The 21,601-nt window shown below is 73.2% G+C and carries 24 protein-coding genes; 15 read left to right on the top strand and 9 right to left on the bottom strand.

The genetic code is table 11. The features are described 5' to 3' along the window. Nucleotides 1–57: 57 nt before the first annotated feature. Both ACRAKJ_RS41070 and ACRAKJ_RS41065 read right to left on the bottom strand, forming a co-directional pair. A complete protein-coding gene (locus ACRAKJ_RS41070; RefSeq protein WP_438920205.1) occupies nt 58–1,161 on the bottom strand; it encodes an FAD-binding oxidoreductase in 1,104 nt (367 codons plus the stop codon). A gap of 514 nt (nt 1,162–1,675) precedes the next feature. Beyond that, entirely contained in the window at nt 1,676–2,056 is a 381-nt protein-coding gene (locus ACRAKJ_RS41065) for a VOC family protein (RefSeq protein WP_438920204.1), read from the bottom strand. A 230-nt stretch (nt 2,057–2,286) separates the two neighbouring features. Here ACRAKJ_RS41065 and clpB point away from each other — a divergent pair, with 230 nt between their 5' ends. The 6 genes from clpB to ACRAKJ_RS41035 all read left to right on the top strand — a co-directional run bounded on the left by clpB (nt 2,287) and on the right by ACRAKJ_RS41035 (nt 8,270). Next, nucleotides 2,287–4,869 carry an ATP-dependent chaperone ClpB gene (clpB, locus tag ACRAKJ_RS41060; protein WP_438920203.1) on the top strand — a complete coding sequence of 861 codons (2,583 nt, stop codon included), beginning with the start codon at nt 2,287–2,289 and terminating at the stop codon, nt 4,867–4,869. A gap of 194 nt (nt 4,870–5,063) precedes the next feature. Continuing rightward, nucleotides 5,064–5,753 (top strand): hypothetical protein, encoded by a 690-nt coding sequence (locus ACRAKJ_RS41055; RefSeq protein WP_438920202.1) that lies wholly within the window; start codon nt 5,064–5,066, stop codon nt 5,751–5,753. Next, nucleotides 5,750–6,529, top strand: coding sequence for an SDR family NAD(P)-dependent oxidoreductase (locus tag ACRAKJ_RS41050; RefSeq protein WP_438920201.1), 780 nt, complete (start codon nt 5,750–5,752; stop codon nt 6,527–6,529). The genes ACRAKJ_RS41055 and ACRAKJ_RS41050 overlap by 4 nt, the downstream gene beginning before the upstream one ends. Before the next feature lie 66 nt (nt 6,530–6,595). Then, nucleotides 6,596–6,952: a hypothetical protein gene (locus tag ACRAKJ_RS41045; RefSeq protein WP_438920200.1), complete on the top strand. Its 357-nt coding sequence runs from the start codon at nt 6,596–6,598 to the stop codon at nt 6,950–6,952. Beyond that, complete coding sequence (locus tag ACRAKJ_RS41040) at nt 6,949–7,845, top strand: WXG100 family type VII secretion target (protein WP_438920199.1); 897 nt, start codon at nt 6,949–6,951, stop codon at nt 7,843–7,845. The genes ACRAKJ_RS41045 and ACRAKJ_RS41040 overlap by 4 nt, the downstream gene beginning before the upstream one ends. Next, entirely contained in the window at nt 7,842–8,270 is a 429-nt protein-coding gene (locus ACRAKJ_RS41035; RefSeq protein ID WP_438920198.1) for a hypothetical protein, read from the top strand. Before ACRAKJ_RS41040 ends, ACRAKJ_RS41035 begins: the two co-directional genes overlap by 4 nt. 30 nt (nt 8,271–8,300) lie before the next feature. Here the strand turns inward: ACRAKJ_RS41035 and ACRAKJ_RS41030 are convergent, their stop codons facing one another. Further along, nucleotides 8,301–8,864, bottom strand: coding sequence for a hypothetical protein (locus ACRAKJ_RS41030; protein WP_438920197.1), 564 nt, complete (start codon nt 8,862–8,864; stop codon nt 8,301–8,303). A 53-nt stretch (nt 8,865–8,917) separates the two neighbouring features. Here ACRAKJ_RS41030 and pyrE point away from each other — a divergent pair, with 53 nt between their 5' ends. From pyrE to ACRAKJ_RS41000, 6 genes are all read left to right on the top strand, one after another. Then, the gene (gene pyrE, locus ACRAKJ_RS41025; RefSeq protein ID WP_438920232.1) at nt 8,918–9,472 is read left to right on the top strand and encodes an orotate phosphoribosyltransferase; all 555 of its coding nucleotides are present in this window, start codon (nt 8,918–8,920) and stop codon (nt 9,470–9,472) included. Between the two features lies 1 nt (nt 9,473). After that, complete coding sequence (locus tag ACRAKJ_RS41020; protein WP_438920196.1) at nt 9,474–10,163, top strand: hypothetical protein; 690 nt, start codon at nt 9,474–9,476, stop codon at nt 10,161–10,163. Between the two features lie 68 nt (nt 10,164–10,231). Further along, nucleotides 10,232–10,621 (top strand): DUF2784 domain-containing protein, encoded by a 390-nt coding sequence (locus ACRAKJ_RS41015; RefSeq protein WP_438920195.1) that lies wholly within the window; start codon nt 10,232–10,234, stop codon nt 10,619–10,621. A gap of 222 nt (nt 10,622–10,843) precedes the next feature. After that, nucleotides 10,844–11,407 carry a hypothetical protein gene (locus tag ACRAKJ_RS41010; protein WP_438920194.1) on the top strand — a complete coding sequence of 188 codons (564 nt, stop codon included), beginning with the start codon at nt 10,844–10,846 and terminating at the stop codon, nt 11,405–11,407. 13 nt (nt 11,408–11,420) lie between these two features. Continuing rightward, nucleotides 11,421–12,107 (top strand): TrmH family RNA methyltransferase, encoded by a 687-nt coding sequence (locus ACRAKJ_RS41005; RefSeq protein WP_438920193.1) that lies wholly within the window; start codon nt 11,421–11,423, stop codon nt 12,105–12,107. 100 nt (nt 12,108–12,207) lie between these two features. Beyond that, on the top strand, nt 12,208–13,260 hold the full coding sequence (locus ACRAKJ_RS41000; protein WP_438920192.1) for a glycoside hydrolase family 76 protein: 1,053 nt from the start codon (nt 12,208–12,210) through the stop codon (nt 13,258–13,260). Between the two features lie 64 nt (nt 13,261–13,324). Here the strand turns inward: ACRAKJ_RS41000 and ACRAKJ_RS40995 are convergent, their stop codons facing one another. After that, entirely contained in the window at nt 13,325–14,281 is a 957-nt protein-coding gene (locus ACRAKJ_RS40995; RefSeq protein ID WP_438920191.1) for a substrate-binding domain-containing protein, read from the bottom strand. Nucleotides 14,282–14,358: 77 nt separating this feature from the next. On the opposite strand from ACRAKJ_RS40995, the gene ACRAKJ_RS40990 reads away from it, so the two are divergent. Next, on the top strand, nt 14,359–15,192 hold the full coding sequence (locus tag ACRAKJ_RS40990) for a PfkB family carbohydrate kinase (protein ID WP_438920190.1): 834 nt from the start codon (nt 14,359–14,361) through the stop codon (nt 15,190–15,192). Further along, on the top strand, nt 15,189–15,812 hold the full coding sequence (locus ACRAKJ_RS40985) for a nucleoside/nucleotide kinase family protein (protein WP_438920189.1): 624 nt from the start codon (nt 15,189–15,191) through the stop codon (nt 15,810–15,812). Before ACRAKJ_RS40990 ends, ACRAKJ_RS40985 begins: the two co-directional genes overlap by 4 nt. Before the next feature lie 44 nt (nt 15,813–15,856). Here the strand turns inward: ACRAKJ_RS40985 and ACRAKJ_RS40980 are convergent, their stop codons facing one another. Continuing rightward, on the bottom strand, nt 15,857–16,495 hold the full coding sequence (locus tag ACRAKJ_RS40980) for a VTT domain-containing protein (RefSeq protein ID WP_438920231.1): 639 nt from the start codon (nt 16,493–16,495) through the stop codon (nt 15,857–15,859). Nucleotides 16,496–16,667: 172 nt separating this feature from the next. Between ACRAKJ_RS40980 and ACRAKJ_RS40975 the strand changes: the two genes are divergently transcribed. Further along, nucleotides 16,668–18,041 carry an FAD-linked oxidase C-terminal domain-containing protein gene (locus ACRAKJ_RS40975; protein ID WP_438920188.1) on the top strand — a complete coding sequence of 458 codons (1,374 nt, stop codon included), beginning with the start codon at nt 16,668–16,670 and terminating at the stop codon, nt 18,039–18,041. Between the two features lie 91 nt (nt 18,042–18,132). On the opposite strand, the gene ACRAKJ_RS40970 is transcribed toward ACRAKJ_RS40975, so the two are convergent. The 4 genes from ACRAKJ_RS40970 to ACRAKJ_RS40955 form a co-directional block, all read right to left on the bottom strand. Continuing rightward, nucleotides 18,133–18,810, bottom strand: coding sequence for a VTT domain-containing protein (locus ACRAKJ_RS40970; protein WP_438920230.1), 678 nt, complete (start codon nt 18,808–18,810; stop codon nt 18,133–18,135). 93 nt (nt 18,811–18,903) lie between these two features. After that, entirely contained in the window at nt 18,904–19,089 is a 186-nt protein-coding gene (locus ACRAKJ_RS40965) for a hypothetical protein (RefSeq protein ID WP_438920187.1), read from the bottom strand. 101 nt (nt 19,090–19,190) lie between these two features. Then, a complete protein-coding gene (gene nagA / locus ACRAKJ_RS40960; RefSeq protein ID WP_438920186.1) occupies nt 19,191–20,363 on the bottom strand; it encodes an N-acetylglucosamine-6-phosphate deacetylase in 1,173 nt (390 codons plus the stop codon). Beyond that, nucleotides 20,360–21,265 carry an ROK family protein gene (locus ACRAKJ_RS40955; RefSeq protein WP_438920185.1) on the bottom strand — a complete coding sequence of 302 codons (906 nt, stop codon included), beginning with the start codon at nt 21,263–21,265 and terminating at the stop codon, nt 20,360–20,362. Before ACRAKJ_RS40955 ends, nagA begins: the two co-directional genes overlap by 4 nt. Nucleotides 21,266–21,601 lie beyond the last annotated feature (336 nt).

Here is a 21,601-nt window from a genome sequence, read left to right as displayed (position 1 = left end):
CCAAGGCCGTCGCCAGGGCCGGGGGCGTAGTCGGGGCGGAGCCGAGGACGGGAGCGGTCAGTCCAGCGTGAACGGGTCGTACTTGATCCGGTCCAGCGGCGTCCCGGCGACCAGCATCCGCGACACGGTGGCGCGGATCATCGACGGCGACCCGCACACCAGCACGTCGCGGTCCTGCCACGTCCCGTACCGCGTGACCACGTCGGCCAGCGTGCCCTGCTCCACGCCCCGCGCGCCCGGGTCCGACTCCAGCACCGGCACGACGGTCAGCCACGGGTTGGTCATCGCGAACCGCTGGAGGTTGTCCAGGTCGTACAGGTCCTCGCGGGTCCGGCCGCCCATGAACAGGTGCACGCGCGGGTTCTCGCCCCACTTGGCCATCTCGTCGATGATCGCGTGCATCGGCGCCACGCCCGTGCCGCCGGCGACCATGAGCACGTCGCGCCCGGACTTCCGGTCGACCGACAGCCGGCCCATGGGCGGGCCGATGCGCCAGACGTCGCCGGGCTGCGTGTGCCCGACGATCGACCGGCTGACCCAGCCGCCCTCGACCGAGCGGATGTGGAACTCGATGATGCCGTCGTCGCGCGGCGCGTTGGCCGGTGTGAAGTAGCGCCACAGGCGGGCGCGCTGGGGCGTCTCCACGCTCACGTACTGGCCGGCGCGGTAGTTCACCGGGTGGTCCGGTTGCAGCCGCACGACGGCCAGGTCCCAGCTCACCCGCTGGTGCTCCAGCACGGTGGCGTGCCAGTACGCGGGGCCGTCGTCGGCCGCGGCGGCCTCCTGCATGGCGCGCGCCATGATCGTGTACGCCTCGGCCCAGGCCATCTCGACCTGCGGCGTCCACGCGGGCCCGGCGAACTTCTTCACCGCCGCCAGCAGCGCCGTGCCGACCGACTCGTAGTGCACGTTGACGACACCGAACTTGCGGTGGTCACGGCCGAGCTGGCGCAGGAACGGGATCAGGTCGTCCGGGCGGTCCACCATCTGCACGACGTGGACGAGCGCGCGCAGCAACCGGCTCCGCTGGACCTCCATGTTCGCGGGGAACATCTCGCGGGTCGCGGGCGCCAGGCTGAAGAGCATGCCGTAGAAGAACTTCGCGACCTCTTCCTGGCGCGGCTCCACCACCGCGAAGCTCTCCCGGATCATCCGCACCATCGCGGTGACGCCAGGAGGAGGTTCTCGGTGCGGAGGGCTCGGGATGGGGCTCAACACAGCGTTCGCAGTCATGGTCCGGGCGCAGTCTCCACGTTTCCAGCGGCGCCAGCAAGGCGCTACCTCGTCAAGCTTCCATCCCCGACGAGGGGACCCTAACCCGTCAACTGGCTGGTTGACTCCTTGATGCCACCTTCGAGTGCAGTGCGATTACCGAGGGTCGCGAGTCGTTCCGACCAACGGGTGGTCATTCCCCATCACTTATACCGAAACAGGGCTTCTTGGCCTACTCCCCCGGCCATGTTCGGCACGAAGAGTCCGATGGGACCCGGGCGGGTGACCGGGCGCGACCCCCACCGAGGAGCCGCGCGCCGCAGGGGCCGGAGGCGTCACCTCACCGGACGAACGCGACCCGCACTGGTGCGGTCCCGCACCGCGCCTGTGGATTCCCACCTGCGGATTGTGGACAACTCGCGTCACCGTGTGGACAACCGCGTGCGACATCCGGGTGACGTGCTCAGCCCTGTTCCTCACGCTCGGCCGCACTCCGCTCCACGCAGAACTCGTTGCCCTCCGGGTCCGCCAGCACGACCCACCCCGTCCCGTCGGGACGGCGTCGGTCGTCCACGAGTGTCGCACCCGCGCGCAGCAGCCGCTCGACCTCGGCGTCGCGGGGGATGTCGGGCTGGAGGTCGAGGTGCAGCCTGTTCTTGACGGTCTTCCCCTCCGGCACCTGGATGAACAGCAGTCCCGGCCCGGACGGCAGCTCGACCAGCGCCTCCGGGTCGCCCGGCTGGTCGTCGTCGCCGACGGGCCGCCCGGTCACGACGCTCCAGAACTCCGCCAGCGCGTACGCGTCCCGGCAGTCGACGGTGATGTGGTGCACGAGAGAGGTCATGCGGAGATCCTCACGCCCGCGCGTGGTCGGCGCACCGGAGTTTCGCCCGACGGGCCGAGGAGCCCGGAGTCGACGAGCCGGCGAACAGGCGAACAGGCGAGCCGACGTGGCCCACGTCACGTGCTTCGGCTAGGTTGAGCGGAACAGGCTCAACTTTTCTGACGTTGAGCAGGACGAGAGCCGGCGCGGACCGCCGGCCCGCGCGCACGAACACCCGACCGAGGTGAGGAATGGACGCTTTCAACCCGACCACGAAGACCCAGCAGGCCGTGTCCGCCGCCGTGCAGGCGGCGACCGTCGGGGGCAACCCGGACGTCACCTCCACCCACCTCCTCGCCGCCCTCCTGGCCCAGGGCGACGGCCTCGCCGCGCCGCTGCTGTCCGCGGTCGGCGCGGACCCGGACCAGGTGCGCAAGGAGCTGGAGCAGCTCTCCCGGGCGCTGCCCTCGGCCAGCGGCTCGTCGGTCTCCGCGCCGCAGCTCTCGCGCGACGCCGTCCGCGTCCTGGGCAAGGCCCAGGAGCTGGCCACCGGGATGGGCGACGAGTACGTCTCGACCGAGCACCTGCTGGTGGGCCTGGCCCACCACGGCGGCCAGGTGGCCGACCTGCTCAAGCGGCACGGCGCGACCCCCGACGCGCTGCGCGAGGCGTTCACCAGGGTGCGCGGCTCGGCGCGGGTCACCAGCCCCGACCCGGAGACCACCTACCAGGCGCTGGAGAAGTACGGCGTCGACCTGACCGAGCGCGCCCGCAAGGGCGAGCTGGACCCGGTCATCGGCCGCGACGCCGAGATCCGCCGGGTCGTGCAGGTGCTGTCCCGGCGCACCAAGAACAACCCCGTCCTGATCGGCGAGCCCGGCGTCGGCAAGACCGCCATCGTCGAGGGCCTGGCGCAGCGCGTCGTGGCGGGCGACGTGCCCGAGTCCCTCAAGGGCAAGCGCGTGGTGGCGCTCGACCTGGGCGCGATGGTCGCCGGCGCGAAGTACCGCGGCGAGTTCGAGGAGCGGCTGAAGGCCGTCCTGAAGGAGATCACCGACTCCGCGGGCCGGGTCATCACGTTCATCGACGAACTTCACACGATCGTGGGAGCCGGCGCGGGCGGCGACTCCGCCATGGACGCGGGCAACATGATCAAGCCGATGCTGGCGCGCGGCGAGCTGCGGATGGTCGGCGCGACCACCCTGGACGAGTACCGCGAGCGCATCGAGAAGGACCCGGCCCTGGAGCGCCGCTTCCAGCAGGTCTTCGTCGGCGAACCGTCCGTCGAGGACACCGTGGGCATCCTGCGCGGCCTGAAGGAGCGCTACGAGGTGCACCACGGCGTGCGCATCACCGACGCCGCCCTGGTCGCCGCCGCCACCCTGTCCGACCGCTACATCACCGCCCGCTTCCTGCCCGACAAGGCGATCGACCTGGTCGACGAGTCGGCGTCGCGGCTGCGCATGGAGATCGACTCCCGCCCGGTCGAGATCGACGAGGTCGAGCGCGCGGTCCGGCGGCTGGAGATCGAGGAGATGGCGCTGGCCAAGGAGTCGGACGCGGCCTCGGTCGAACGCCTCGCCGCGCTGCGCGCCGAGCTGGCCGAGAAGCGCGAGGCCCTGGCCGGCCTCACCGCCCGCTGGCAGAACGAGAAGGGCTCGATCGAGAAGGTCCGCGACCTCAAGGAGCAGCTGGAGCAGCTGCGCGGCGAGTCCGAGCGGGCCGAGCGCGACGGCGACCTCGGTCGGGCCGCGGAGCTGCGCTACGGCCGCATCCCGGCCCTGGAGAAGGAGCTGGAGGAGGCCACCCGCACCACGCAGGACGCCGCCGTGATGCTCAAGGAGGAGGTCGGCCCGGACGACGTGGCCGACGTGGTCTCCGCCTGGACCGGCATCCCGGCCGGCCGGCTGCTGGAGGGCGAGACGGCGAAGCTGCTGCGCATGGAGGACGAGCTGGCCAAGCGCGTCGTCGGCCAGGGCGAGGCGGTGCGGGTCGTGTCGGACGCGGTGCGCCGCACTCGCGCGGGCGTCGCCGACCCCGACCGCCCGACCGGCAGCTTCCTGTTCCTCGGCCCCACCGGCGTCGGCAAGACCGAGCTGGCCAAGGCGCTCGCCGAGTTCCTGTTCGACGACGAGCGGGCGATGATCCGCATCGACATGAGCGAGTACTCCGAGAAGCACTCGGTGGCCCGGCTCGTCGGCGCGCCCCCCGGCTACGTCGGCTACGACCAGGGCGGGCAGCTCACCGAGTCCGTCCGGCGCCGCCCGTACAGCGTGGTGCTCCTCGACGAGGTGGAAAAAGCTCACCCGGACGTGTTCGACGTGCTGCTCCAGGTGCTCGACGACGGCCGCCTCACCGACGGCCAGGGCCGCACGGTCGACTTCCGCAACACCATCCTGGTGCTGACCTCGAACCTCGGTTCGCAGGTCATCGCGGACGCCAACCTCGACGAGCGGCAGCGCGAGGACGCGGTGATGGGCGTCGTCCGCACCCACTTCAAGCCCGAGTTCCTGAACCGGCTCGACGACGTCGTGGTGTTCCACTCGCTGGCCACCGAGGAGCTGACCTCCATCGTGGACATCCAGGTCGAGCGCCTCGCGCGGCGCCTGGGCCAGCGCAGGCTGACCCTGGAGGTCACCCCGTCGGCCCGCGACTGGCTCGCGCTGAACGGCTTCGACCCGGTGTACGGCGCGCGCCCGCTGCGGCGGCTCGTGCAGTCGTCGATCGGTGACCAGCTGGCCAAGGAACTGCTGGCCGGCGAGGTGCGCGACGGCGACGTGGTCAGGGTCGACGTGGTCGACGACCAGTCCGGCCTGATCGTCGGGCGCGGCTAGCGGCGTCCCCCGGCGTTCCCCCGGCGTTCCCCCGGCGTTCCCCCGGCGTTCCCCCGGCGTTCCCCCGGCACCCGGCGTCCCACCCCCCGGTGGGGTGCCGGGTGCCGCCTTCCGGGTAACAGCTTGATCCGTTTGCGCGTGCCGCGCCGCCGGTGATCTTCGCTCCGGCGGCGGGTCCCGCTACTCTCGCACCCGTGGGCATACCGGCGTGGGTCTGGTTCACCGTCGCCGCGGTCGCGGGCGTCGCGGGGTTCGCCCTGCTCGCCACCGACCGGGCGCAACGAACCGCGCGTAACCGCGAGCGTCGCAGATGGGCGGCGCTGCGCGGCTGGCAGTTCGAGGAGACCGACCACGTGCTGCCCACCCGGTGGGAGAGCGGCGCGATCGCGTACTACGGCGCGGGCGTCGCCAAGGACGTGGTGGCGGGGTCGACCTTCACCGCCGACGGTCGCCGCCAGGTCTACGTGCTCGACCACGAGACCGGCGGCAAGATCAACTCGGTGCTGGTCGGCGTGCGCTGCCGGCGTGCGCTGCCGGTGGTCGTGGAGCTGTGGCTGCCCAGCGTGCCGTTCCAGCGCGACCAGATGCCCGACCTGCTCGGACCGGTCGGCTCGCGGTACGCGTTCGTGAGCGAGCTGCCCGCCGCGCGCAAGCTCATCACCCCCGACCTGGTGGACGCCGCCGAGGAGATCGGCGCCGACGTCACCGTCGTGTGGCTGGAGAACGACTGGGTGCTGGCCGCCGCGCCGCCCGGCTCGACCCCGGCCCGCATCGAGCGGCTGCTGCGCGACCTCGGCGAGCTGGCCGACGTGGTCGACCCGTTCGACGCCGAGGACGACCCCGGCGCCGAGATCCACCGACCGCAGTTCGGGGGGAAGCAGTGACGCCACCGACCGCCCTGGTCACGGGCGCGTCCTCGGGCATCGGGGCCGCGTTCGCGCGCCGCCTCGCCGCCGAGGGGCACGACCTGGTGCTCGTCGCCCGCGACGAGGCGAGGCTGGAGCGCGCCGCGGCCGAGCTGCGCGCCGCGCACGGCGTGGCCGTGCGGGTGCTGCCCGCCGACCTCGCCACCGAGGAGGGCCGCGCCGCCGTGGCCGACCACCTCGCCGCGCACGAGGTGGACCTGCTGGTCAACAACGCGGGGTTCGCGCTGTCCGCCGAGTTCGTGGACGCCGACCCGGCCGCGCTGGAGTCCCAGTTGGACGTCAACGTGCGCAGCGTGCTGCGGCTGACCAGGGCCGCGCTGCCCGGCATGGTGGCGCGCGGCCGGGGTTCGGTGGTCAACGTGTCCAGCGTGGCCGGTTTCCTGCCGGGGCGCGGCACCACCTACAGCGCCGACAAGGCGTGGGTGACGTCGTTCTCCGAGGGCATGGGCATGGCCACCGCGGGCACGGGCGTGCGCGTGATGGCGCTGTGCCCCGGCTTCGTGCGCACCGAGTTCCACCAGCGGGCGCGGATCGACATGTCGAAGACGCCCGACCTGCTCTACGTGGACGTCGAGCGGCTCGTGCACGACGCCCTCGCCGACCTGCGGGCCGGCCGGCAGCTGTCCATCCCGGGTGCCCAGTACAAGGCCATCACCCTGTTCGCCCGCCTCGTCCCGCGCCCGCTGCTGCGCCGGATCGCGTCGCGCGTGGCGGGCGGCCGGGGGCGCACCTAGATCGCGTGGAACCCGGGCGGCGCGCCGCTCGTCGGACCCCCTGAGGTGGAACAGGGAGGACCGTCCGTGGGTGAACAGTTCAGGGTGGAGCCGGCAGAGCTCCGCGGGTACGGCGAGTTGCTGACCCGCAACGCGCAGCACTTCCTGGCGATCAAGGAGCACGCGATCGCCAAGGGGGGCGACACCTCCGGCTTCACCGGGCTGCTCTCGCTGCTCCAGCCGGTCGTCACCGGCGTCGCCGCCCTGTACGGGGAGACGCTCGACCTCGCGAACCAGAGGATGGTCAAGGAGGCCGAGGGGCTGACCGCGGCGGCCGACGTGTACCAGCGGGGCGAGGAGATGGCGATGAGCTACCTCGACCGCGTGCTGGAGCGGCTGGCCGAGGTCTCGCCCGTGCCCGCGCTGGGCGGTGACGGCGAATGACCGCGTACGCCGATGTCGAGGACCCGTCGGTCGCGCTCAACGCGGCGGCGGAGGACCGGCCCGGTCGCCAGTCCACCAGGGAGCTGATCGAGAAGGCCGGCTGGAAGATCCAGGGCGTCAACTGGATCTACGAGAAGGTCACCGGCGAGAACCTCGTCGAGTCGCTGATCAACCCGCTGCTGGGCGACTTCGAGAAGATCGACGCGAACGCCAACGCGTGGGACCGGGTCGCCAAGGCGCTGGACTCGGTGCGGCACAACGTGGGCGAGGGCGCCAAGCAGCTCGGCCCGCACTGGGAGGGCGACGCCGCGCAGGCGTTCGAGACCCGGATGGGCACCGTGTGGGTCGTCGCCATCGAGGCCGACTCGCAGGTCGCGCGGATCATCGGCAACCAGTTCCAGTCGACCGCGAAGACCTGCCGGACCGCGTGCGGGCTGGCGCTGACGCTGCTCGACATGCTCGTCGGCAAGCTCATGGAAGCCGCGATGACGGCGTGGATCCCCGTCGTCGGCTGGGGCCGCGCGGTGTGGATGGTCTACGACGCGATCCAGATCGTGGACGCCATCCGCAAGATCATCATCTCCATCCAGACGCTGATCGAGGGCGTCAAGGGCATGGTCGACGGCATCGTCGCCATGGGCACCGCGCTGGCCAAGCTCAAGGACGTGCGCGACGTCAACGACCTGCTCGACGTGGTCGACGGCTACCAGGACGGCAGGCAGAAGTACGACGACGGCGTGGCCGCCGCCAAGTCCGGCGCCATCGGCGTCGCCATGGGCGGCTACTCGCTCGGCAAGGCGGGCACCGCGGCGCACGGCCGCTACCAGCAACCGCCGCCCTCGGCACCGGCCCCGGTGCCGGCGGAGTCGGGCGCCGGGGGTGGTGGGCAGTGACGTTCCCCTACGACAGGGCCCGCCTCGACGGGCTGGTCGCCGACGTGGAGGCGCGGATCGCCGACGTCGAGCGGACGGCGCGGCAGGCGAGCCAGGTGCGGATGCGCTCGCGCGGCCTGGGCCAGGCCGACTTCGCGGAGATCTCCCGGTTCGCGAACGGCCCGGGGGCGCCGCGCGAGCTGAAGGAGCTGGCCCGGCGCGTGGACGCGGGCGAACTGTCCTGGGAGGACATCGCCTCGGGCCGCGCGGTGGACGACGACGGCGTGCAGCGGGCGTTGCAGGCCGGCGTCCCCGACCTCCAGCGCGCCTACACCGCGATCCGGGAGGGCGACGACCCCGAGGACGTGGTGTCGGCCGGGTCGCCGCGGCCGGGCGGGCGCGGCGACGACGACGAGCCGCGCGGGTTCACCGAGGACGCCTGGTAGGACCTGAGGGTGCGCCGACCTGCCGTTCGGTCAGAACGGCAGGTCGATCGGGCCCCCACCGGCGTGGTTCGTGCCCACGCCGCGCACCACGTCGTGGGCGACCGCGGCGGCGATGGCCAGCGAGCGCACCGGTTCCGGGGTGCCCGGCCGGAGGCGGACGGTGTCGCGGCGGACCCTGCGGCCCTCGCGCTCGGTGATCTGGCGGGTCGTGAAACCGGCCACCTCGCCGAGCGACGCCAGGCGGTTGCCGTTCGCGTCGTAGAGCCCCGCCGCGCCCCGACCCTCGTTGCGGACCGTGCCGACGAGCGCGCCCGCCGGGGTGAGGACCTGCACCGGGGGGCGGCCGACGCCCTTGACGACGCGCAGCACCGGCTGCCCGCGGTCGGCCAGGACCAGGTCGAACCCCGTGCGGCCGGAGAAACCGGTGGCGCGGACCAGCCTGCGCAGCGGCCCGGGGCCCCGGCGCTCGGCCACGGTCGCCAGCGGCGTCCCCCGCTCGTCGCGGACGTCCATCCGGAAGCGGGTGCGCAGGAACAGGCTGCGCGCCGTCCACGGTTGTTCCAGGAACAGCGTGTGGGTGCCGGGAAGGGTCACGGTGTGCCAGCGTACGGCCCGGTGTGACAGTCTTGGGACCCGTGCGAACTGAAGTGGTTCTGGACCCCGCGGCCAAGGCCGAGCTGGCGCGGCTGGTGAGCGAGTTGGCCGTCGTGCGCGGCAAGGTCACGCTGTCCTCCGGCAAGGAGGCCGACTACTACGTCGACCTGCGCCGGGCGACCCTCCACCACGCCGCCGCGCCGCTGGTCGGCCGGCTGCTGCGGCAGCTCACCGCCGACTGGGACTACGTCGCCGCGGGCGGCCTCACGCTGGGCGCGGACCCGGTGGCCACCGCGATGATGCACGCGGCGGTGGCGTCCGGCGAGGTGCTGGACGCGTTCGTCGTGCGCAAGTCCGCCAAGCAGCACGGGATGCAGCGGCAGATCGAGGGCGTCGAGGTCGCCGGCCGGCGCGTGCTCGCCGTCGAGGACACCTCCACCACCGGGGGCAGCGTGCTCACCGCCGTGGAGGCGCTCAAGGAGCACGGCGCGACCGTCGTCGGCGTGGCCACCGTCGTGGACCGCGGCACGGGCGCGCGCGAGGTCGTCGAGGCCGCGGGCCTGCCGTACCGGTACCTGCTGGACCTCGCGGACCTGGGCCTGGCCTGACATGACCGCCCTGGTCCTGCTCCTGGTGATCGTGGCGATCCTCGGTGCCGGGGTCGCCGTCGGGCTGTCGCGCCGGAAGCGGAACCCGTTCGCGGACCAGGGGTTCGTGACCGGGTGGGAGCAGCGGATGCGGGCGCTGGAGGCGTCCCTCGGGTGGCGGTTCGTCGCCGAGGACCAGGGCTTCCAGGAACGCGTCCCGCAGATCGGCCGGATGCTGGAGGCCGACCGGAGCCGGGTGAAGTTCCAGCTCGTCGGCCACTGGCGCGGCGTGCCGGTGCTGGCGGTCGAGGTCGTGCTGCGGACGGACAACGTCGTCACGTCCGAGTACCGCACCTACTCGGTCGTCGTCGTGCCGCGCCCCATGCCCGGTCCGTGGGTGCTGATCAGCCCGCGCGAGGACGGCGTGTGGGGCCTGTTCGAGCAGTTCGTGCCGTCCGGCGACCCGAACTTCGACGCCCGGTACGAGGTGCGCCGCCGCAACCCGGCGTTCGCGGGCGCGCTGCTCGCCTCGGGCCTGCCCCAGGCCCTGCTCCGGGACCCGCGCGCGCAGGGCGTCGCCATCGCGTTCGACGAGCACGCCCTGGCCGCCGCCGTGCCCGCGCCGCTGCTCCAGGCCCCGTTGGGCCACTTGGCGGACCTGCTGCTGGACCTGGCGGGCAACGTGCCGTGGCAGGCCCTGCCGCGAGGCTGAAGACCGTTCGCATTTGGCGCGCGCGTGATCGCCGACGGGCCTACCCTGGGTTCAGGGAGGAGGTCGCTATGGTCGCGCGCGCGTCAGCCGAGTTGGTCATGGTGGTGCACTTCGGGGTCCTGCTCTTCCTCGTCGTCGGCGGGTTCCTCGCCTGGCGCTGGCCGAGGCTGCTGTACTTCCACCTGGCGATGGCCACGTGGGGCCTGCTGGTCGTGCTGTTCCCCCTCGCCTGCCCCCTGACCTGGCTGGAGAACACCTTCCGCACGGCCGCCGGCCAGGAGCCGCTCGTCAGCGGCTTCATCGACACCTACATCGACGGCGTGCTGTACCCCGACGCGGCGGCCCGCCCGGTGCAGGTGCTGGTGGCGCTCGCGGTGATCACGTCGTGGGTCGGGTACTACCTGAAGCGACGCGCTGGACAAACCTCGTCGGCGCGCACGCCGGAGGCGTGTCGCTGAACCGGCTCAGCGGCCCGTTCGGCTGTTGGACCTACTTCGACCGCTCCGCTCCCCTCCCCGTTCTACGCTGACCGGGAGGCGATCGGTGTGAAATGGTTCACGCGCAGGAGAACCGCTTGGCGGTTAGACCTCTACTCGAATCTCCTGGCCCATTACTGCGGGCTTGTCGAACAAGGGATGGGGGCCAATTGGCGCGTCATCACGTGGGACCAGGAAGTGCGGGTGGCCGAGAACGGTGACGTGAGGCAGCGGCTGCTCTTCACCATCTCGGCGGAGTGCGACAGGCTCGACTTCGTCAGCTTCCACGACGCCGTGGACTGGGACTGGCCCGCGAAGCACCGGGATCGGGTCAGGATCGAGGTGCGATCACCGGAGGTCGACGGTGTCGGTGGTGCGAGGCTCGACGTGACGCACCGCCGGTCGGGCGACCGGAGGCTCAGGTCGTTCATCCACTTCGACCGCCCGCTCACGCGTGGCGAGGAGTTCACCGCGGTCGTCGAGGTGTTCTGGCCCGCGATGTGCCTGCCGTTCGTCCTCGGGCACGGACCCGACCGGTTCACCTCGTCGTTCGGCGAGACCGCGCGGCTCGTGAGCCACCGGGTCCTGGTGCCGAAGAAGTGGGCGGTGAAGTTCGAGCACGTCGGTGTGCTGCCCGGGCGGGACGATTACGCGTTGACCGTTTCCCACAACGCGCGAAATCAGGTCGAGGCCTCGCTGACGGTGCGCGACGTGCCCGGTTACCGGAAGGTCGGGTTGAAGTTCGACACGGCCCGGACGCCGGCCTGACTACGATCTCCGGGTGTCGCGAGTCGTCCTCGAAGGTTTTCACGCGGTCAAGCACGCCGTCCGGTTCGGCGCGACCGTCGAGCGGCTGGTCGCGCTCGACCGGGACGCCGCCGTCGCGCTGGCCCGCTCGCACGCGCCCGACCTGGTGGACGTGTTCGAACGGGCCGAGGTGGTGGACGTCGCCGGGTTCCAGCGGGTCGTGGGGCGGACCCACCCGACCGGGGTGGGGGCGGTGGCGGTGCGGCCCGCGGCGGAGGGGGTTCGGCCGGGCGCGCCGGTCGTGCTGCTGGACAACCCGCGCAACCTCGGCAACCTGGGCGCGGTCGTGCGGGTGGCGGCCGGGTTCGGGGCGGGGGGCGTGTGGTCCACCGGGGACGTCGACCCCTGGCACCCGACGGTGGTGCGGGCGGCGGCCGGGCTGCACTTCGCGGTGCCCGTGGCGCGGGTGGACCGGGTCGGGGAGATCGGCGGGACGGTGGTCGCGTTCGACGCCGGCGGCGTGGACGTGCGGGGTTTCCGGGTGCCCGACGACGCCGTGCTGGCGTTCGGGTCCGAGCGGCACGGGTTGTCGGCGGCGGTGAGGGAGCGGGCGGACGTCGTGGTGTCGCTGCCGATGCGGCCGGGCGTGTCCAGCTACAACCTGACCACCAGCGTGGCCATGGCGCTCTACCACTGGGAGCTGTTCCGGCCGGGCCCGTGACCGGCCGGGCCCGTGACCGGTTGGGCCCGTGACCGGTTGGACGGATGATCAGTTGGACCCGTGATCAGTTGAACCCGTGATCGGCGGGCACCCTGGTGGGGTGAGCACACCGAAGACCCACACCGCGCGGGCGGGGGCGGCCGAGCGGGCCGTCGTGTCGCGGCACGTCCGCCGGCTCTGGGGGCTGCCGGGCACGGCCCTGGGGCTGGCGCACTGGCCCGCCGACCCGCCGGACCGCGCGCACGTCCGGTTCGGCTACTGGTGGCAGGCGCACCTGCTGGACTGCCTGCTCGACGCCCAGCTGCGCGCGCCGCGCGGTGACCGGGAGGAGCTGGTCGAGCGGCTGGTGCGCGGCATCCGGCTGCGCAACCTGGGCCGCTGGGTCAACGACTACTACGACGACGTCGCGTGGCTGGGGCTCGCGCTCCAGCGGGCCGGGCGGGAGGGCCGGGTGTCGCGGCCGGGGGCGGTGGGGGTCATCGCGCGCCGGCTGCGGGACGCGTGGACCGACGACGCCGGCGGCGGGATCTGGTGGAAGACGGACGACGACTTCAAGAACGTGCCCGCGAACGGCCCGGCCGCGATCTTCCTCGCCCGCCTCGGCGAGCGCGGGCGGGCGCGGTCCATCGTGGACTGGGTCGAGGGCAGCCTGCGCGACGAGGGCACCGGCCTGCTGTGGGACGGCCTGCACGTCCACCCGGACGGCACGGTCCGCGAGGTCGAGCACAACCTCTACACCTACTGCCAGGGCGTCGTGCTGGGCGCGTGCGTCGAGCTCGGCGGCGAGCACGACGACGTGGCGGCGCGGATCGTCGACGCGGTCGGCGACCACCTCGCGGCGGACGGCGTGCTGCGCGGGCACGGCGGGGGCGACGGCGGGCTGTTCACCGGCATCCTCACCCGCTACCTGGCGCAGGCGGCGCTGCGGCTGCGCCGTCCCCAGGCGGCCCGCGCGGCCGACCTCGTGCTCCGGTCCGCGGAGGCGGTGTGGGCGAACCGGGCCGTCGTGGAGGGCGGGCCGCTGTTCGGTCCGGAGTGGTCGGAGCCCGCCGGCCGGCCGGCGGGCGGTGCTCCGGAGCGCGACCTGTCCGTGCAGCTGGGCGGGTGGATGGCGCTGGAGGCCGCGGCCCTGCTGGAGCGCGACGGCCGGTGAGCCGGGCGTGCGGTGAGCCGGGTGCCGGGGGCCCGCGGTGGAACGGGCCTGCGGTGGAACGGGCCTAGTGGCAGCCGCAGGACTGCCGGTGCCTCAGCACGGGCGGCAGGCGGATCGTCTCGGGCGGCCGGGTCGGGTCCTCGATGCGGGACAGCAGGAGGCGGACCGCGGTGCGGCCGATCTCCTCGACCGGCTGGGCCGCGGTGGTCAGCGGCGGGTCGACCAGCTCGGCCCACTCCACCTCGTCGTAGGTGACCAGCGCCAGCTCCGAGCCGATCCGCACGCCGTGCGCGCGGGCCGTGCGCAGCACCTCCACCAGCACCTGGTGCCCGCCCACCACGACCCCGGTGACCTGCCCGAGCAGCGGCTCCAGCGACGCGGCGACGATCGACTCGTCCCACGGCAGCCCGGCCCGGCCGAGGCCGAGGCGGTAGCCCAGGACGCGCTCGTCGGTGGTGGCCAGGCCCGGCGTGCCGCGGACCAGGCCGATGCGCCGGTGGCCCAGCTCCGCCAGGTGCCGGACCAGCGAGGACGTGGCCTGCACGTTCTCCGGGCCGACCTGGTCGGTGTCCTGCGCGACGGTCAGCCGGTCCACCAGCACGGTCGGCACGCCCAGCCGGCGCAGCTCGGGCAGCGCGGCCGAGCCGGACGTGGGCGTGAGCAGCACACCGTCCACGCGGCGCGAGCGCAGCATCCGCACGGCGGCCTGCTCGGACTCGGCGTCCCCCTGGGTGTCGATCAGCACGAGCGAGTACCCGGCGCGGGTGGCCTCGCCCTCGATGGCCGCGATCAGCTCGGCGAAGTACGGGTGCGACACGAGCGACACGGCCAGGCCCAGCGACTTCGTGCCACCGGTGACCAGCGAGCGCGCGATGGCGTCACCGGTGTAGCCGGTCTCCTCGATCGCCTTGAGGACCCGTTCCCTGGTGCCGGCCGCGACGGGTCTCGTCTCGTTGATCACGTGTGAGACCGTGGTGATGGAGACGCCGGCGAGACTGGCGACCTCCCGCATGGTGACCATGGACTCGTCCCCGTTCGGGCCTGTGCGCAAGCGATTGCGTGGGACTTTACCCGCCGGAGGGCCGTGCCGTGGTCTGCGTGCTGTGTGTCGGGCTGACGACCGTGGACGTGACCCAGCGCGTCACCGAGTTCCCGGAGCCGGGGCGGAAGGTGCAGTCGCTGGGCGTCGAGGTGGTGCCGGGTGGACCGGCGGCGAACGCGGCGCGCGCCGTGGCCGCGCTCGGGCACCGGGCCGTGCTGCTGACCGCCGTGGACGGTGACCTGGGCGGGTTCGCGCGGGAGCGGCTGCACCCGGTGGAGGTGCGCTCGATCGGGCCGGGGCCGGCGGTGAGCGCGGTGGTCGTGCGCGACCGCGACGGCGAGCGGACCGTGGTCTCGCGCAACGCCGCCGACGTGGAGGTGGGCGCGCTGGGGGCGGGTGCGGTGGACCCGGCCGTCGTGGACGGGGCGGACGTGGTGCTCGTGGACGGTCACCTGGGCGCGGCGGCGGTCGCGGTGGCGCGCGAGGCGCGGCGGCGGGGCGTGCCGGTGCTGCTGGACGGCGGCAGCTGGAAACCGGTGCTCGACGAGCTGCTGCCGCTGGTGGACGTGGCCGCGTGCGCCGAGGGGTTCGAGCTGTCCGAGGCGGAGCTGCACGACCGGGGCGTGCCGCTGGTCGTGCGCACGCGCGGTCCGCGTCCCGTCACCTGGTCGCGCGGTGGTGCGACGGGCTCGCAGGAGGTACCTGTTGTCGAGGTCCGCGACACCAACGGCGCGGGCGACGTGTGGCACGGCGCGCTGGCGGTCGCCCTCGCCCTCGGCCGGTCGATCGGACCGGCGGTGCGGTGGGCGAACGAGGTCGCGGCGGTGCGCGTGCGGCACGCGGCGGCGGACTGGGTGGAAGGGCTGGGACGGTGGCGGGACAGTCGGTGAGGTTCGACGAGCTGGTCGACCGGGCGCGGCTGCTGGCCGACACCGGTGAGCGCAGGCTGCTCGGCATCGGCGGCGCGCCCGGGTCGGGCAAGTCGACGCTCGCGCGCCGCCTGGTGGACGCGCTGGGGCCCGCCGCCGCGGCCCTGGTGGAGATGGACGGCTTCCACCTGGCGCAGCGCGAGCTGGAGCGGCTGGGCATCGCCGACCGCAAGGGCGCGCCGGACACGTTCGACGTGCCTGGCTACGTCGACCTGCTGGGCCGGCTCAAGGCGCGCGGGCCGGACGTGGTGTACGCGCCGGAGTTCCGCCGCGAGATCGAGGAGCCGGTGGCGTGCGCGGTGCCGGTCGACCCGTCCGTGCCGCTGGTCGTGACCGAGGGCAACTACCTGCTGATGCAGTACGACAAGTGGAAGCGCGTGCGGCTGGTGCTGGACGAGGCGTGGTTCCTGCTGGTCGACGAGGACCTGCGGGTGGCGCGGCTCGTCGACCGGCACGTCCGGTACGGGCGGTCGGCGGAGGAGGCGCGGGAGCGCGTGCTGCGCGGCAGCGACCACGTCAACGCGCTGATGGTGAACGCGTCGAAGGCCACCGCCGACCTGGTGATCGGCGAGGTGCTCTGAGCGGGGTCGCGGCCACCGGGGGTCGCGGCCACCGGTAGTCGCGGCTACTGGGGGAGGGAGGCTTCCTCGTCCACCGGCTTCTTCATCTCCTGCCGGTAGCGGAACACGCCGTACGCCGTGCCGAGCACGAAGAACGCGACGCTGACGACGAGCGCGACCGTCTCCAACCACGGCACGGCCGACAGCAGGCCCGCGCCGTAGTAGCCGGCCAGCACCAGCGTCGGCACCCACGCGATCGCGCCGATGGTCGTGGCCAGCATGAACCTGCGCGGGTCCATCCGGGCCGCGCCCGCGATCATCGGGGCCAGCGTGCGCACCCACGGTATCCAGCGGGCCAGCACGACCGCCCAGAAGCCGCGCCGGTCCAGGAAGTCCCGCGCCTTGTCCAGGTTCTGCCGGTTCAGCACCTTGCCGCCACGCCGCGCGAGCAGCCTGGTGCCGGTGTGCCTGCCGATGTAGTAGCCGATCTGGTTGCCGACGACGGCCACGATCAACGCGGCCAGCGACAGCAACCAGGCCGACAGCTCGCCGTCGTGCGACGCCAGGACGACGCCGGCGGCGAACAGCAGCGAGTCGCCGGGCAGGAACAACCCGAAGACGAACGCGCACTCGAAGAAGATGAAGCTCAGCGTGATCAACCACACGGCCGTGGGGCCTGCGGAATCGAGCGAGCCGAACGACATGGCTTCGGACGTAGCGGACAACACCACCCGTGCAGGGTACGTGGCACCGGGGGCTCGACTGGGCGACTTGGCGTCAACGGTTCGAGGAAGCCTCGAAGTCGTGGCTCAACGGTGACCGACGACTACGCAACGCAACCGTTGCCTTCGCGTCGAACGGCGTTAGCGTGGGGGGATGGGGTCCCTGCTGGCCGAACTCCGCACCGCCATCGGCGCCGACGCGGTGCTCACCGACGCCGACGTCACCGCGGCCTACCGGCGCGACATGATGCCGCTGGCCCCGCACGGGCAGCCGCTGGCCGTCGTGCTGCCGTCGTCCGCCGAGCAGGTGCAGGCCGTGGTGCGGGCGTGCGCGGCGGCCGGCACGCCGGTCGTGCCGCGCGGCGCGGGCAGCGGGCTGTCCGGCGCGGCCAACGCGGTCGAGGGCTGCGTCGTGCTGGTCACCACGAAGATGAACGCGATCGTGGAGGTCGACCCGGACAACCGGCTGGCCGTCGTCGAGCCGGGCGTGGTCAACCTCGACCTGCGCGCCGCCGTGGAGAAGCACGGGCTGTTCTACCCGCCCGACCCGTCGAGCTACGACTGGTGCACGATCGGCGGCAACCTGGCCACCAACGCGGGCGGCCTGTGCTGCGTGAAGTACGGCGTGACCACGGACTCCGTGCTCGGGCTGGACGTCGTGCTGGCCGACGGCGAGCTGCTGCGCACCGGCCGGCGGACCGTGAAGGGCGTGGCCGGGTACGACCTGACCAAGCTGTTCGTCGGCAGCGAGGGCACGCTCGGCGTGATCACCCGGGCCACGCTGGCGCTGCGCCCGCTGCCGCAGGCGCCGGCCACGCTGGTCGCGACGTTCGGCAGCACGGCGGCGGCGGGCGCGGCGGTGAGCCGGGTCGTGGCCGAGGGCGTCGTGCCGTCCCTGATGGAGATCATGGACCGCACGTCGATCCGGGCGGTCGAGCAGCACCTGAAGACCGACCTGAACGCGGGCGCGGCGCTGCTGCTGTGCCAGTCGGACTCGGGCGGCGAGGCGGCCCGGCGGGAGCTGGCCGCGATCGAGGAGGCGTGCGCCGCGGCGGGCGCGGAGCTGGTGTACGCCACGGACGACGTGTCCGAGGGGCGCGACCTGCTGGCCGCGCGGCGGGCCGTGCTCCCCGCCCTGGAGGTCTACGGGGCGTGGCTGACCGACGACGTGTGCGTGCCGCGGACGCGGATCGCGGACCTGATCGCCGGGTGCGAGCGGATCGCGGACGAGGTGGGGCTGCGGGTCGCCGTGGTCGGGCACGCGGGCGACGGCAACATGCACCCCACGATCGTGTACGACCCGTCGTCCGAGGGCGAGCTCGCGCGGGCGCGGCGGGCGTTCGAAGAGATCCTCGGGTTGGGCCTGGCGCTGGGCGGCACGGTCACCGGCGAGCACGGCGTCGGCAAGGTCAAGCGCGAGTGGCTGGAGAGGGAGATCGGCCCGGTCGGCCTCCGCGTCCACCGCGACGTCAAGCGCGCGCTGGACCCGCGGAACCTGTTCAACCCGGGGTCGATGTTCTCGCTGTGAGCACCGGGCCGTGAGCGCCGGCCGTGAGCGCCGGCCGTGAGCGCCGGCCGCGCGTGGGCCGTTGGTCGGTGCGCTGCTGGTCGGTGCGCTGTTAGTCGATGCGCCGGATCTGCTGGGTGCGGTCGTCGGCGAAGCGGTGCTCCTCGGCGAAGTCGTCCACGCGGTCGATGACCTGCGTGACGTCCTCGACCTCCTGGGCGAGCAGCGACTTCTTCTCGCGCCGCGCCTTGATCACCTCGATGATGATCGGGACGACCGAGATCAGCACGATCAGGATCAGCATCATCTCGATGTTGTCCCGCACGAACGGGATCTGGCCGAGGAAGTAGCCGAGGACCGTGATGCCCGCGGCCCACGCGATGCCGCCGATGAAGGAGTAGGTGAAGTACTTGCGGCGGTCCATCCGGCCCACGCCCGCCATGGCGGTGATGAACGTGCGCACGATGGGCACGAACCGGGCCATGACGATCGCCCGCGCGCCGTACTTCTCGAAGAACTCCTCCGTCTTGTCGACGTACTCCTTCTTGAAGATCTTCGACTCGGGCTTGCTGAACAGCGCGGGCCCCGCCCGGTAGCCGATCCAGTAGCCCACGACGTTGCCGAGCATGGCGCACACCGTGAGCAGCAGGCACACCAGCCACAGCGGGTACTCCAGCAGGCCGGTCGCCACGAACATGCCCGCCGTGAACAGCAGCGAGTCGCCGGGCAGGAAGAACCCGACCAGCAGGCCGCACTCCGCGAAGATGATGAAGCAGAGCCCGACCAGCATGTACGGCCCGAGTCCTTCGAGCAGGACCTGCGGGTCGAGCCAGTCCGGACCGAGGGCAATCGGCGACACCGTCACGCCGCCCACCGTACAGCCTCAACGGAGCGTGACGACCGCCACGACCGTGCCCGACGCGAGGCCCAGCAGCACGGCGAGCAGCAGCACCCACCCCGCGCCGAGGGTCGGGCGGGGCGGGCGCGCCGGGACCGCGGGGTGCGCGCCGGAACTGGTGGCCTGGGCGCGCAGGGCGTCGGTCACCAGCTTCTCGTGGTCTTCGGGCACGGACCCAGTGTGGCACCGGCCCCCGCTCCCGGGAGCCGGTTCGCGCGGGGCCGGTCGGTTCGCGCGGGGCCGGTTCGCGCGGGGGTCGGTCCTCGCCGGCGTCAGTCCTTGACCCAGGCGCCCCGGCTCATCACCTCGCGCGGGCGCAGCTCGGCGTCGAGGACGACGACGTCGGCGGCCAGGCCCGCGCGCAGCTCGCCGGTCACGCCCTCCAGGCCCAGCAGCCGCGCCGGCCGCGCGGAGGTGGCGGACACGGCCTCCTCCACGGTCAGGCCGCAGGAGGTGACCGCGTTGCGGAACGCGGCGTCCATGGTGAGCGTGCTGCCCGCGAGGGACGCGCCGCCCGCCAGCGTCGGCACGCCGTCCACCACGCGGACCTCCAGGCCGCCGACGTCGTAGACGCCGTCGCCCACGCCCGCCGCCGCGATGGCGTCGGTGACCAGGACGGTGCGGTCGCGCCCCGCGTGCCGGGCGGCCAGGCGCACGGCCGTCGGGTGCAGGTGCACGAGGTCGCAGATCAGCTCGACGGTGACCCGCTCGTCGTCCAGCAGCGCGCCGATCGGGCCGGGCTCGCGGTGGTGCAGCGGGCGCATCCCGTTGAACAGGTGGGTGGCGACCGTCGCGCCCGCCTCGACCGCCGGGCGGATCTGGGCCTCGGTGGCGTCGGTGTGGCCGATCGCGGCCAGCACGCCCTGCTCGACCAGGTGCCGGACGGCGTCCACGCCGTGCTCCAGCTCCGGGGCGACGGTGATCATCCGGACCGCGTCGCGGCCGGTGGGGACGCTGCCCGCGGCCAGCAGCCGGTCGAGCGCGCCGCGCTCCGGCGGGCACAGGATGGCCGGGTCGTGCGCGCCGCAGCGCGCGGCGGACAGGAACGGGCCCTCCAGGTGGATGCCCGCCAGGACACCGTCCTGCACCAGTTCGGTCAGCGCCCTGACCTGGTCGGCGAGTTCCGGGACGGGGCGGGACACCAGGCTCGCGACGATCGTGGTGGTGCCGTGCCGGCGGTGCGCGTTCGCGGCCTTGGTCACGCGGGACGGGTCGGCGCTGGTGAACGCCTCACCGCCGCCGCCGTGGCAGTGGATGTCGACGAAGCCCGGCACCACCCAGCCGCCGTCCAGGTCCGTCGTCGGGCCGTCCGGCGGCGCGCCCTCGCCGACGGCCGCGATCAGGCCGTCGCGCACCGCGACCCACCCCTGTTCGAGCACCCCGTCGGGCGTGACGACCCGACCACCGGTCAGGGTCACGTCCACGGGCCCACCCCACGTGCTCATCTTTCCTCCAGCATGTCGATGGCCAGCAGCGCGGCGCCGAGGCACCCGGCCTCGTCGCCCAACGCCGCCAACCGCAGTTCAGGGCGCCGCTGGAACGTGATCAGCTCGTCCAGCCGCTCGCCCAGCGGGTCCGTCAGCAACGGCCCCGCCAGTGCCAGGCCACCGCCCAGCACCACCGCCTCCGGCCCGAGCAGGGCCGCCACCAGCAGGATGCCCCGTGCGAGGGCGTCCACCGCCTCCGTCCACACCGCTGCCGCGTCCGCGTCACCCGTGCTGAGCAGTCGGGCGACCTCCGCCGCGCCGCCGACCTGCCGGTTCGTCCGCTCCGCGTAGCGACGGGCGATGGCGGCGCTGCTCGCGCGCGCCTCGACGCACCCCGTCTGGCCGCACCCGCACGGGTCGCCGTGGCCGACGTCGACGTGGCCGACCTCGCCGGGTGCGGGGGAGACGCGGCCGTCCAGGACGAGGGCGGCGGCGATGCCGGTGCCGATGGGCATGATCACCGCGTTGGTCAGGCCGCGGGCGTTGCCCAGGCGCAGTTCGGCGAGACCGCCGGCGCGCACGTCGTGGCCGAACGCGGTCGGCAGGCCGGTGGCGGCTTCGAGGGTGGTGCGGAACGGGTGGTCGCGCCAGCCCAGGTTGGCGGAGTAGACGCCGGTGCCGGTGGTCTCGTCCACGATGCCGGGGACGACCAGGCCGACGGCCTCCACCGGGTGTTCGCTCGCGGTGCGCAGTTCGTCGACCAGGGAGGTCACGTCCTCGACCACGGCGTCGCCGCCGGGCCTGGTGGGACGGCGTTGCTGCTTCACCGGCACGACCCCGTCCGGGGTCCCGGTGACCAGGGCGGCCTTCGTCCCGGTCCCGCCGACGTCGACGGCTATCACGTGTCTGGTGCGCGCCACGAGGGTCGATACTGCGGCATGGGACGCCATTGGTCTATACCAAGTAGCGGATTGGGACAGTTGCCGTGCCGTGACGACCCTATTTCGCCGCTGTTGTGTAGCACGGTCCTACAAAAGGATTGTTCAACAATCCTCTATTCGAGGTAGTGGACAGCGGCACACCTCAAGGCAGGGCAGCACAGCGGAAGCCGGCGCAGGGACAGGGGCAGGGGCAGCGGAAGCCGAGGCCAAGACAGCGCAGCGGAAGCCGAGGCCAAGACAGCGCAGCGGAAGCCGAGGCCAAGACAGCGCAGCGGAAGCCGAGGCAGGGCGGGCGCAGCAGGACTGAGGGCGGGG

It is taken from the genome of Saccharothrix sp. DSM 118769 (assembly GCF_052936295.1).
The sequence above is the reverse complement of the archived record's forward strand: the minus strand, read 5'-3'. Positions and strand labels throughout refer to the sequence as shown.